General features: G+C 66.1%; 10 protein-coding genes. All 10 read right to left on the minus strand.

The annotated features are described in order from the left end of the window. Nucleotides 1–67: 67 nt before the first annotated feature. Entirely contained in the window at nucleotides 68–1429 is a 1362-nt protein-coding gene (locus BTH42_RS12820) for an aromatic acid/H+ symport family MFS transporter (protein ID WP_075299770.1), read from the minus strand. A gap of 272 nt (nucleotides 1430–1701) precedes the next feature. After that, a complete protein-coding gene (locus tag BTH42_RS12825; protein WP_075299772.1) occupies nucleotides 1702–2154 on the minus strand; it encodes a DUF3237 domain-containing protein in 453 nt (150 codons plus the stop codon). A 114-nt stretch (nucleotides 2155–2268) separates the two neighbouring features. Beyond that, nucleotides 2269–3045, minus strand: a complete 777-nt coding sequence (locus BTH42_RS12830) for a lipoate--protein ligase family protein (protein WP_075299774.1) — start codon at nucleotides 3043–3045, stop codon at nucleotides 2269–2271. 98 nt (nucleotides 3046–3143) lie between these two features. Next, entirely contained in the window at nucleotides 3144–4265 is a 1122-nt protein-coding gene (locus BTH42_RS12835; RefSeq protein ID WP_075299776.1) for an acetoin dehydrogenase dihydrolipoyllysine-residue acetyltransferase subunit, read from the minus strand. Further along, complete coding sequence (locus BTH42_RS12840; RefSeq protein ID WP_075299778.1) at nucleotides 4265–5284, minus strand: alpha-ketoacid dehydrogenase subunit beta; 1020 nt, start codon at nucleotides 5282–5284, stop codon at nucleotides 4265–4267. Before BTH42_RS12840 ends, BTH42_RS12835 begins: the two co-directional genes overlap by 1 nt. Before the next feature lie 36 nt (nucleotides 5285–5320). Continuing rightward, entirely contained in the window at nucleotides 5321–6310 is a 990-nt protein-coding gene (locus tag BTH42_RS12845) for a thiamine pyrophosphate-dependent dehydrogenase E1 component subunit alpha (protein WP_075299780.1), read from the minus strand. Nucleotides 6311–6335: 25 nt separating this feature from the next. Beyond that, nucleotides 6336–7532: an ATP-NAD kinase family protein gene (locus BTH42_RS12850; protein ID WP_083654774.1), complete on the minus strand. Its 1197-nt coding sequence runs from the start codon at nucleotides 7530–7532 to the stop codon at nucleotides 6336–6338. 230 nt (nucleotides 7533–7762) lie between these two features. Beyond that, nucleotides 7763–9754 (minus strand): sigma-54-dependent Fis family transcriptional regulator, encoded by a 1992-nt coding sequence (locus tag BTH42_RS12855; RefSeq protein ID WP_075299782.1) that lies wholly within the window; start codon nucleotides 9752–9754, stop codon nucleotides 7763–7765. Between the two features lie 240 nt (nucleotides 9755–9994). Next, nucleotides 9995–11392, minus strand: coding sequence for a uracil-xanthine permease family protein (locus BTH42_RS12860; RefSeq protein WP_075299784.1), 1398 nt, complete (start codon nucleotides 11390–11392; stop codon nucleotides 9995–9997). Between the two features lie 102 nt (nucleotides 11393–11494). Continuing rightward, the gene (locus BTH42_RS35440) at nucleotides 11495–11659 is read right to left on the minus strand and encodes a hypothetical protein (protein ID WP_178392161.1); all 165 of its coding nucleotides are present in this window, start codon (nucleotides 11657–11659) and stop codon (nucleotides 11495–11497) included. Between the last annotated feature and the right edge of the window lie 41 nt (nucleotides 11660–11700).

An 11700-nucleotide genomic window follows, 5' to 3' on the forward strand; every position in this document is an offset into this window, starting at 1 on the left:
TACATCCGCTACGCGAACCGGCTTCGTCGACCCGAGCCTCCCGCTCGGGCCGGCGAATTCCGGCCGTTTACTTCTCCACTCCTCCCTGAAATTGCATGTCGAGCCGCGGTTCGTCGCGCCGGTTGCGGTCGCTCGAATAGCGGTGCTGGACCGCCGAAATCGCCAGCGCGGACAGCACGCCCGGAATCGCGAACGCGAGGAACATGTGATGGATCGAGAACGACATCGATACCAGCCAGCCGGCCAGCAACGGCCCGAGCATGCCGCCGATCCGCCCGACGCTCGACGCGAAGCCGAGCGCGCTCGAACGCACGAACACCGGATAGAACTGCGACATGTAGACCTGCACCAGATTCTGCGCACCGACCACCGGCACGCCCGCCACGGCGATCAGCACATAGGCCCAGGTGGGGCTGCGGTTCAGTGCGAACAGGACCATGGTGACCGTGCCCAGCAGATACAGGCCGACGAGAATCCGTTTGAGCGAATAGTGATCGCCGGCATAGCCCATCACCAGGGTCCCGACGATCGCGCCGCATTGCAGGACGATCAGAAACATCAGGCTCGAATTCATCGTGAAACCGGCTTCGAGCATCAGCTTCGGCAGCCAGTTGATCAGCCCGTAGCCGAGGATCAGATGGAAGAAGATCGCCGCGGTGAACATCGCAGTGCTCACCGCGCGGCCTTCGTTGAACAGGCTCGCGAGCGGCGTCTGTTTGGCGGTTTCGTGCGACTCGACCAGTCGAACGTCGGCCGGAATCGTGCGGGTCGGGTCGATGCGCGCGAGCACGCCGCGCAACTCCGCGTCGCGCCCTTCACGCAGCAGAACGAAGCACGATTCCGGCAGGTAGCGGTACGCCAGCGGCAGGAAGATCAACGGCACGGCGCCCATCCACAGCACGAAGCGCCAGCCGTACTCGCCAATCGCGAGAATCCCGATGAACGGTGACAGCATCCCGCCGAGACAATAGCCGCACATCATGATCGCGGTGATCGTGGTGCGGCTTTTCTGCGGGGAGTAGTCGGTAAGCAGCGCAATCGCGTTCGGTAGGATGCCGCCCAGTCCGAGGCCCGCGAGGAAGCGGAACAGGCCGAACACTTGCGGGCCCGGTGCCACGCCGCCCAGCGCGGTGAACAGGCTGAACAGGATCACGGTGGCGGCCACCATCCGCTTGCGGCCGAAGCGGTCGGCGAGAACGCCGAACGTGATCGCGCCGAACAGCATTCCGAACAGGCTGTAGCTGCCCAACGCGCCGGCCTCAACCGGCGTCAGGTGCCACTCCTTCATCATCGGCGGCAGGATGGCGCCGAACACGGCAGTGTCGTAGCCGTCGAAGATGACGCAAAAGAAGCCAATAATCAGCAGAATGAAATGAAAGCGCCGGAAATCGCTTTTCGCAATGTAGTCGGATACGTTCAGCTGGTTCACGTTGTGTCGTCTCCAGGGCGGCCGCGCGAGCGCGGCGCTTTTTTATAGAAGGATGGAGAGACACTAAGAGATGCGCGGCGAATCGGCCAATGCATTGTGGGCCGAGGCGATGCACGCAGGACATAGCTGCGCGCGAAGCCCCGTGCACGTGGGGTTGCGGGTGTCCGGACGGGGGGATTGCCAGGGTAAATCCCCGGGAGAACGGGGGATTAGCGGGTTACCGGTGATCGGATTCGGACGACGGCGAATTTCAGTTTGAAGCGGCAGTCCCACTACTCCACGCGAAACACCCGCAACTCGACGCAGTCGGGATGCCGGATACCGGACGCGACGAAGATATGGCGAGTCAGCCATGCGTGCTCAGCCGATGTTGTTTCGAAGCGCGGCGTGGTGCGAAAGTACACCTGCTCCGGTGGAACGGGTTCGCCGCGGGTGATCCGCTCCATCACGTCGATGGGGCCGAAACGCACGCCGGTGTTGACGATGAAAAGATGCTCGCCGTTGTCGAGACGCGCTGCGTAACGGGCGTCGAGCGTCGTGAAGCCGTCGGCGCGGATCAGTTGATAGTCCGCGCCGGCCGCGCAGATTTCACCGGAAATCTCGCCGCGAATGGTGCCGCCGAGAATCGGCACGATGCGGCGCAATCCGTCGCCGGTCTCGCCGACCGTTACCGGTTGGCCGACTTCGATCCTGATGTCGGCGATATGCGTTAGAACGGGTTGCATGCTTGGGTCTCCTGTTTATACCGTCTCGAACGTTCGATTTTCTATCAGGCAACCTGATAATAAAAGAGGAACATGAAATGCCCGGTACAAACTCGGAGTGTGCGTGAGGCAGGATCAGGATTGAGCGGCGTCCGCCGGCGGCCCCGCCGCCACCACACACGCCCGCAACGCCGCCGCGACCCGCTCCTCGAGCCGCCCCACCGCGGCATCGCCGCCAGGCGAAAGCGCCTGCTTCACACTAACCACCCGCTCTGCAAGATACCGCCGCCCGCTGCCGATCGCGTCCTCGAACTCATTGGCGCGCCGATTGATTTCCTGCGGATCGGCGCTGACCAGCAACACCGCGTGAGCCAGCACGACGTGCAACGGCGCAACCGCCCCGGCTGCCGACATCACCGCCGACGCCGCCTCCACCCGCCGCCAATACTGCGCAGTACCCGCGATCTTGCGCGCATCGTCCGGCGGACCCCACGCCAGATTGAAGCGGCCATCGCAAAACGAGCCCTCCACCGTCTGCCAGTGCGTTTGCAGCCCCAGCGTGCCGAGCGCATCGGCGAGGATCGCGCACAGATGTCGATAGACCGTTTCGGAACGATCGCCGACGGTACCCCGCAGCGGATACGCGAGGCTCAGATTCAGAATGCCCGGCCCCTGCGGCACCAGCCCGCCGCCGGACATGCGCAGATACACCGGACACCCGCGCGCCGCGAACTCGGCGCGAGCGCGCTCGAACTCGGCGAAGCGCCGGTAACTGCGCGGCACCACCAGCGACAGCGGCGCCTCCCAAAGATGCGCGACGCACCGCCCCGCCGCCGCCAGCGACAGCAACTCCATCTCCGCGGCGAGCGGGTCGGCGCGGCCAACCTCGATATCGACAATCTCGAATGGCATAGGCATGAACATGAAAAAAGCGACCGCGGGTCCGGCCGCGGCGACACCGGCCAGACCCGCTCGCGCAACGGTCGCCCGAGCTTACGCGAACTCGCCCGTCAGCCGCCTGCCAGATGCCGCAGCAGCGCCGCGTTCACCTCGCTGGCCTTCTCGAGCATCGCCATATGGCCGGTCGCGTCGAACAGGATCACCTGCGCGCCCGCCGGCGCCTTCGCCGCCTGGGCGGACGGAATCACCCGGTCGTCTTTGCCCCACAACACGAGCACCGGTTTGTCCACGCCGGCGAGCCGGTCCGCCAGTATCGCCGATTGCCTGCCGTCCCTGAACAGCGTGCCGGCCAGCTCCGCCAGCAATGGCTCGATGCCGTCCATCCGCTTGAACTTGAGCAGATCGTCGATCATCTGCCGGCTGACCAGTTCCGGGTCCGCGAATAGCTGCTCCAGCACCGGCTTCAGCTCGCGCCGCGATTGCGCCTGCACGAAGCCATCGGTATAGCCGCTGTTGATCTCGCTATCGAAACCAGCCGGGCTGACCAGCGCGAGACTCGCGACCTGCGCGGGCGTGCTGAGTGCCATCTGCATTGCGATCGCACCGCCCATCGAATGACCGACCACGTGCACCGGCCCATTCACGTGCGCCGCCTCCAGGAAGCCCCGCACGAAGTCCGCCAACGCATCGACCGATGCGCCCGGCAACGCCGCCTGACTCTGCCCATGCGCGGGCAGATCGAGCGCGATCACCGGATGTTTGGCCGCGATCGCATCGAGATTGAACAGCCAGTTGTTCAGGTCTCCTCCAAAACCGTGAATGAACAGCACCGGCGTGCCCTGGTCCGGTCCGCGTCGCGCATAGCGCACGCGAATCCCGCCGACGTCCGCATAGTCGAACGCCGGCCCGCTCTCCTCTTCGTCGTCGCCGGCGGCCGGCACCTCGTACGCGGCGATATAGGCTTCGATCTCGGCGTCGCTGACCTCGCTATCGGCCAGCACGCCGAGCAGCGCCTTGACCGGCAGCGTGTCGCCGCTTTGCGCGACGATCCGGCGCAACAGGCCGGCGTCGGTCGCCTCGACGGCGTTGGAGATTTTGTCGGTGTCCACGTCGAGCAGCGGCTGGCCGACTTCGATGCGCTCGCCTTCGGCCACCAGCCAGTCCTGCACGGTGCCCTCGCGCATTTCCAGACCCCACTTGGGCATCACGATCGGGGTGATGTACGTACTCATCAGTGCTTGCCTCCGGTGCCGAGCGTGCGACGGACCGCGTCCACGATCTGCGCGGCGCTGGGAATGTAAAGATCTTCGAGTGTCGGCGAGAACGGCACCGGCACATGCGGCGGCGCGACCATTTCGATCGGCCCCTTCAGCGCGCCGAAAATCTGTTGCGCGACCTGCGCGGAAATATCGGTGGCGATATTGCAGCGCGGGCTCGCTTCATCGACCACCACCAGATGGCCGGTTTTCTCGACCGATTCGAGCACCGTGTCCATATCGAGCGGCGACAGCGTGCGCAAGTCGATCACTTCCGCGTCGATGCCGTCCTTCGCGAGCTGCGTCGCGGCCTCCAGTGCGCGATGCACCATCAGCCCGTAAGTCACGATCGACACCTGCTTGCCGTCGCGCACGATGTTCGCCTCGCCGAACGGAATCGCGTACGAGTTCTCCGGCACTTCGCCTTCGAAGCCGTACAGGTTCTTGTGCTCGCAGAAGATCACCGGGTCGTTGTCGCGGATCGCCTGGATCAGCAGTCCCTTGGTGTCGTACGGCGTGCTCGGGCAGACCACCTTCAGCCCGGGGATGTGCGTGAACAGCGGCGTGAGCATTTGCGAATGCTGCGCGGCCGCGCGAAAACCGGCGCCGACCATGCAGCGGATCACCACCGGCGTTTCGGCCTTGCCGCCGAACATGTAGCGGAATTTGGCGGCCTGATTGAAGATCTGGTCGAAGCACACGCCCATGAAATCGATGAACATCAGTTCGGCGATCGGCCGCATGCCGCACGCGGCCGCGCCGATCGCGGCGCCCACGTAAGCGCTTTCGCTGAGCGGCGTGTCGAGCAGGCGGTCGCCGTGCTTCGCGTAGAGTCCCTTGGTGACGCCGAGCACGCCGCCCCACGCGTCCTTCTCGCCATCGGCGCCGGAGCCGCCGACAATATCTTCGCCGAGCATGATCACGCTCGGATCGCGGGTCATTTCCTGGTCGATCGCTTCGTTGATCGCCAGCTTCATGCTGAGTTTGCGGGCCATGATACGGATTCCTCTGGATTCGTCGGATTTCGCGGGTCAGTACTTCACGTAGACGTCGGTGAGCAGATCGGCCGGTTTGGGCAGCGGCGCGGCTTTCGCTTCCTGCACCGCGCGCTCGATCAGCGCGGCCACTTCCTCGTCGATCGCCTCCAGCTCGGCCCGCGTGACGACCTCGGCCTCGATCACCCGCGCCGCGAAAATCTTCAGGCAGTCGCGATTGGCGCGGATCTCGTCCAGTTCGCCGGACGCGCGATAGGTCTGCGCATCGCCTTCGAAATGGCCGTAGAAACGCACCATCTTGCATTCGAGCAGCGACGGGCCGCCGCCTTCGCGCGCGCGGCGAATCACTTCGCCGGCGGCCTCGTGCACCGCGAAGAAATCGGTGCCGTCCACCGTGACGCCGGGAATGCCGAAGCCGGCCGCGCGATCGACGTAGCTATCGACCGCCGTCGCGTAATCGCGCGAGGTCGCTTCCGCATAGCCGTTGTTCTCGATCACGAAGATCACCGGCAGATTCCACACCGCCGCGAGATTCAGGCTTTCGAGGAAGGTGCCCTGGTTGGACGCGCCATCGCCCGCGAAGGTGATGCCGACTTCGCCCTTGCCGCGGAATTTGGCGGCCAGCGCGGCGCCGCAGATCAGCGGTGCGCCGGCGCCGAGAATGCCGTTGGCGCCCATCATCCCCTTCGACAGGTCGGCGATATGCATCGAGCCGCCCTTGCCGTTGCAGGAGCCGCCGGTCTTGCCGTAGATCTCTTTCATCATGCCGGTCACGTCGACGCCCTTGGCGATGCAGTGGCCGTGCCCGCGGTGCGTGCTGGCGATCCGGTCGCCGTCGTGCAGATGGTGCAGGATGCCGACGCCGGCGGCTTCCTCGCCGGCATACAGATGCACGAAACCGGGGATGTCGCCGCGCGAAAAGTCGACGTGCAGGCGTTCCTCGAACTCGCGGATGGTGCGCATCCGGCGATAACAGTCGAGCAGTTCGCGCTGGCCCAACGGTAGCGAAGCAGATTGCGAAGTCATGCGTGTCTCCTGTGACGGTTCTGATTTACAGCGGCGAAGGAAAGGGAGTGGATGCCGCGCCGGCGGCTTCGGGAGTGCTGTGCGGCGGCGGAACTCCTGGTGCGAGCGCAAGACCGGGCGGCCCGCGCAGCAAGCCGTGCAGCGCCGCATAGCGCAGGCAGGCGGCGACCGCGATCGAGCGGAACGCGCGCTCGCGCAGCGTGACGCTCAGGTGATCGGTGGGGCCGAAGGTGATCTCGCGTTCGCCGTCGAGCGCGACCACGCCGTTGCGTTCGCGCACTTGTACCGGCTCGCCGTCGATCAATCGATGCCAGCCGTAGACCGGCACCGGTTGCAGCAGGCCGGGGGCGATCGGCGCGTGTAGGTGAAATAGCGGCGCGCGGGCGGGAGCCGCGTCGGGTTCATCGCGCCGGCCTGACTCGCTCGCCTGCGCTGCACTCAACGCCACCTGCAAGCCCCCCGGCTCGTAGCGCCCGACCGGCTCCAGCAGCCCGCCGATCGACGACAGCCCGATCGCTTCCGGATCGGCGAACGCCAGATAGACGGCCGCGAGCGAATCGGTGCGCCACAACGCTTTGGCGCCGATGTAATGCTCGCGCGCAATCGCGACATCCACCAACGCGATGTCGTCGCGCACCGCCCCGCTCGCCGCCTTCAGCGTCACGTCCAGCCGTTTGTTGAAAGTCAGCGCCGCATCCGCCGGAATCCGGCCGGTCGCATAGAGGCCCACCGCGAGGCCGGCCAACGTGGCCTCGCGCAGTTCGGGATACGCGTTGTTGGTGCCGGTCGACAGCCCCGCGATCGGCACCGGGCCGCACTCGCGCACCACCGCGCGATGGGTGCCGTCGCCGCCGAGCACGACGATCGCCGCGACCTGTGCGTCGCGCATCAGGCGCGCGGCCCGGAAGGTGTCGTCGACCCGCCCGGTGGTTGGCATCGCTAACCATTCGAGCTGCGGCCATGCATGCGATGCGCTCGCCGCCGCGCGTTCGCGGGCTAGATGGCGTTCGAGCATCGGCTTCAGGCCTTCGCGGTCCGGCATCATCAGCACGCGCGTTACGCCGCACGCGCCGAGTGCCGCCATCGCGCGCAGCACGATGTTCACGCGGTCGGCCAGTTGCAGACTATTGGCGTTGGCGACCACGCGCCGGATGTCGCGAGCCGACACCGGGTTCGCGATGATGCCGACGAGTGGCGAACGATCCGCGCCCGCTTCGCGCATGCCTGTCTCCTGATGGGTGGATGCGGTCAGGCTTTTTGCAACAGGCGTGCCAATGCGAAGGCCGGCGCAAACGCGGCGAAATGCGCTGAGAGCGCGGCGGAAATTACGTAGTTACCCTGAAGAACCGCGGCTGAAAAGCGCGCGTGCGGCACGCGCTTGTGACAGGTGTCACAGCGGCGGTTGTATCGCGGTGGACAGGTGTCTCGGTGCGCGGTGGCAGCTGCGTACCGTCAATGACCGGCGACCGTATCGCTGCGATTCGGCGACTGAATCCCATAGCGCGCCATCCGCCGATACAGCGTCATCCGGCTAATGCCGATCTGCCGCGCGACCGCGCTCAGGTTCCAGCCGGACGCGCGCAGGTACTGCATCAGCAGCATCGCTTCGGGCGGCAGCGTATGCGGATCGGTGACGGGGGGATGCACGGTGGCCGTCTCGCGCGCCGCCGCGCCGGGCGTAAGCGACGCAAGCGAAGCAAGCGGCTCGCCGATCCCGTCTGGCAGATCGCCGACCTCGATATGCCGGTGACTGCACACCGCGCGCGCATATTCGAGCGCATTACGCAGCTCGCGCAAATTGCCGGGCCAGCGATGCCGGTGCAGTTGCGCGCGCGCCGCCTCGGCAAGCGTGAAGCCGGCTGCCCCTTGCGGCACCGCGAGAAACTTGTCGATCAGCCAGTCCAGATCGCTGCGTTCGCGCAGCGGCGGCAACACCAGCCGCGCGCCGTTGAGCCGGTAATACAGGTCTTCGCGAAAGCCCCCGCCGCTGATCAGTTGATCGAGCGGATGATGGGTCGCCGAAATCACCCGCACGTTGACCGGCACCGGCCGTGATGCGCCGATCGCCAGCACCTCGCCCTCCGCGAGCACGCGCAGCAGCCGCGATTGCAGTTCGCGCGGCATATCGCCGATTTCGTCGAGAAACAGCGTGCCGCCATCGGCCTCCTGAATCAGCCCGCGGCGCGCCTTCGGCCCGGCGCCCGAAAAACTGTGCGGCAGATGCCCGAACAGCTCGCTTTCGATCAGCGTCTCCGGAATCGCCGCGCAATTGACCGCGATGAACGGACCGTCGCGCCGCGCGCTCGCCCGATGCAGCGCCCGCGCGAAGTACTCCTTGCCGCTGCCGGTCTCGCCATTGATCAGCAGATTGATCGGCGCATCGAGCAGCTTCGCGGCGCGCTGCAATTGCTGCGACAGCGCCGCATCGCCGCCGCACAGCGACGCCAGCGCCGACGGAATCGGCACCTGGGTCTCGGCGGGCAGCCGCAGCATCGGCGGCATCACGCTCAGATAAAGCAGTGTGCCGCTGCCGCTGAGCCGGACGATGCGCTGCTCGCTCGGCCGCGAATAGACGAAGCGGCCCAGCTCCTCCGCGCGCGCGTCGAACAGCGTATCGAAGCGCATCCCCAGCAGCGTGATGCCGCCGCCCGCGGCGATGCGCGGCTCGGCCGTCAGCATCTGCTGCGCGCGGCGATTGTGGCCGACGATGCAGCCGTTCGCATCGAGCGCGATCAGGTACTCGGGATTGACGTCGAGAAACTCCGGGCCGGGGCTCAGCTTGAGGATCCAGTCCTGCCGGTGCCGGCGCAGAAAATAAGCGTCCTCGATGCGGCCCGCGTAAGTGCGCACCAGATGCAGCGCGAGCATCTGGCTGTCTTTCGCGAGCGGCGAACTGAGGGCGGAAATGTCGAGGATCGCGTTCAGGCCGCCGTACGAATCGAACAGCGGCACAGCGGTACAGGTCAGCGGAATATGGGTCGCATCGAAGTGATCGGCCTGATGCACGGTCAGCGCCTGGCCGGTCGCGAGCGCGGTGCCGACCGCGCAGGTGCCCGCGCCGTCCTCGCTCCATTCGGCGCCCAGATAGAGGCCCGCGCGACGCAGCCCCGCATCCGTGTTGGCGTCGCCGAGATAATCGACGGTGATGCCGTCGGCGTCGGTCAGCAGTACCACGTAACCCATGCCGGCCACCTGGCCGTACAGCGTTTCGAGCCCGTAGCGGGCGATCCGCGCGAAGTCGTCGAGGCGTTGCTGATGCTCGCGCAGCCGCGTTTGCGGCACGATGCGCGCTTCCTGCATTCGGGTCGGATCGAGGCCGTACTGGTGCACGCAGCGTTGCCACGAGCTCTGGATGATTGCATCGTGCATCCGGGCGGCCACCGGCGCTGCGCCGGCGGTCGTCAGCACCACGGTTTCGATGTGATCGCGTTGCCGCACGTCCATCGTTGTCTCCTGTGCCCACGACATCAAACGGCGGACACGTTCGTACTTTTATCCGGGACCGACGCCTCGGGCGACGCGTCGCGCGCGCCCGGGTTCTGCGAGGTCAGGCTGCTAATGTACCATCACCGCGCGACTGCTTTTGTAGGGAGAAACCGCCGGGAAAGCGCCGTTTCGGCACCCCGGCCCCCGCGGCGGCAACACCGCGAGCCGCGTCGCCGGCGTGACCGCCGGCGTCGCGCATCAACGCTTTTCAGGCAAAAACCAGTTCATCAGCAACGCGCAGATGCCGCCCGTCGCGACGCCCGATTCGAGCACGTTCTTCAACGCATGCGGCAAGCTCGTGAGAATCTCCGGCACCTGCGATACACCGAGCCCCAGCGCGAGCGACACCGCGATGATCAACAGCGCGCGGCGGTCGAGTCGAATGCCCGCGAGAATATTGATGCCGGACGCGGCGACCGCGCCGAACATCACCATCGCCGCGCCGCCGAGCACCGGTTCCGGCACCGCCTGCAACACGCCGGCCACCGGCGGGAACAGACCGAGCACGACCAGCATGCCCGCGATCCACATCCCGACGTGACGGCTGGCAATACCGGTCAGCTGGATCACGCCGTTGTTCTGCGCGAACACCGAACTCGGGAACGTATTGAAGAAACCTGCGATCAGCGAGTTGACACCGTTCACCAGCACGCCGCCCTTGATGCGCCGCATCCACACCGGCCCTTCGACCGGCTCTTTCGAAATCTTGCTGGTCGCGGTGACGTCGCCGATCGCTTCGAGCGACGTGACCAGATAAATGATCAGCATCGGCACGAACAGCGACCACGAGAAACCGAGGCCGAAGTGCAGCGGCGTCGGGATCTGCAGCAGCGACGCTTCGCGCGCGCCGGTGAAGTCGAGCCGGCCCATCACGCCCGCCACGACATAACCGACGGCCAGCGCGATCACTAGCGCGGTGCTGCGCACCCACACCACCGGCACGCGATTGAGCACGATGATCGTGCCGAGCACGAGACCGGACAGCGTGAGGTTTTCGACGCTCGCGAAGTTGCCCTTCGCAATCGCGCCATAGCCGCCGCCCATGCTGATCAGACCGACCTTGATCAGCGTGAGGCCGATCAACAGCACGACGATGCCGGTCACCAGCGGCGTGATCAGCCGCTTGACGAACGGCAGGATCCGCGACACGCCGATCTCGACAAACGAGCCCGCGATCACGACGCCGAAGATCGCCGCCATCACCGTTTCGACCGGTGTGCCCTGCTTGACCATCAGGCTGCCGCCCGCGATCAGCGGGCCGACGAAGTTGAAGCTGGTGCCCTGCACGATCAGCAGGCCCGCGCCGAGCGGCCCGACGCGTTTGCATTGCAGGAAGGTCGCGATGCCGGAGACGACCAGCGACATCGACACGATCAGCGTGGTGTCGCGGCTCGATACGCCGAGCGCCTGGCAGATCAAAAGGCCCGGCGTGACGATCGGCACGAGGATCGCGAGCAGATGCTGGAGGGCCGCGACGAACGCGATGGTCGGCGCGGGGCGGTCGTTCGGACCGTAGACGAGATCGTGGCTGGAGTCGGCGGCGTCGGCGCTAGCGTCGCGCGCGGTAGCGGGTGTGGCGGAGGGAGCGGATTGCACGGGCGGGTGTTGTCAGGGGAAAACCCGCCATTTTATCGTAGCTGCCGGGCGAAGCCGCGGCCCGGCATCGGTAGGGAAACGCTCGCGGTGCTCGTCCTCGCGCTACTGCCACTTCGCGTTCTTGTGGCGATTGCGCCCGACCACGTCCCACTGCTTTCTCGCCTCCTTTTGCAGCGCCTTCGCGTGATCCTCGTGCGGCTCTGCTTCGGATGCGTGAGCGACCTTGACGCCCCGCTTCGGGCGCCTGAACAGTTCGGCGAATCTCATTTCGACCTCCTTGCGCGGTCACGACGCCGCGAAAATCAGTG

Origin of the sequence: Burkholderia sp. SRS-W-2-2016 (assembly GCF_001931485.1) — a bacterium.
In the GTDB taxonomy this organism is placed as follows: domain Bacteria; phylum Pseudomonadota; class Gammaproteobacteria; order Burkholderiales; family Burkholderiaceae; genus Paraburkholderia.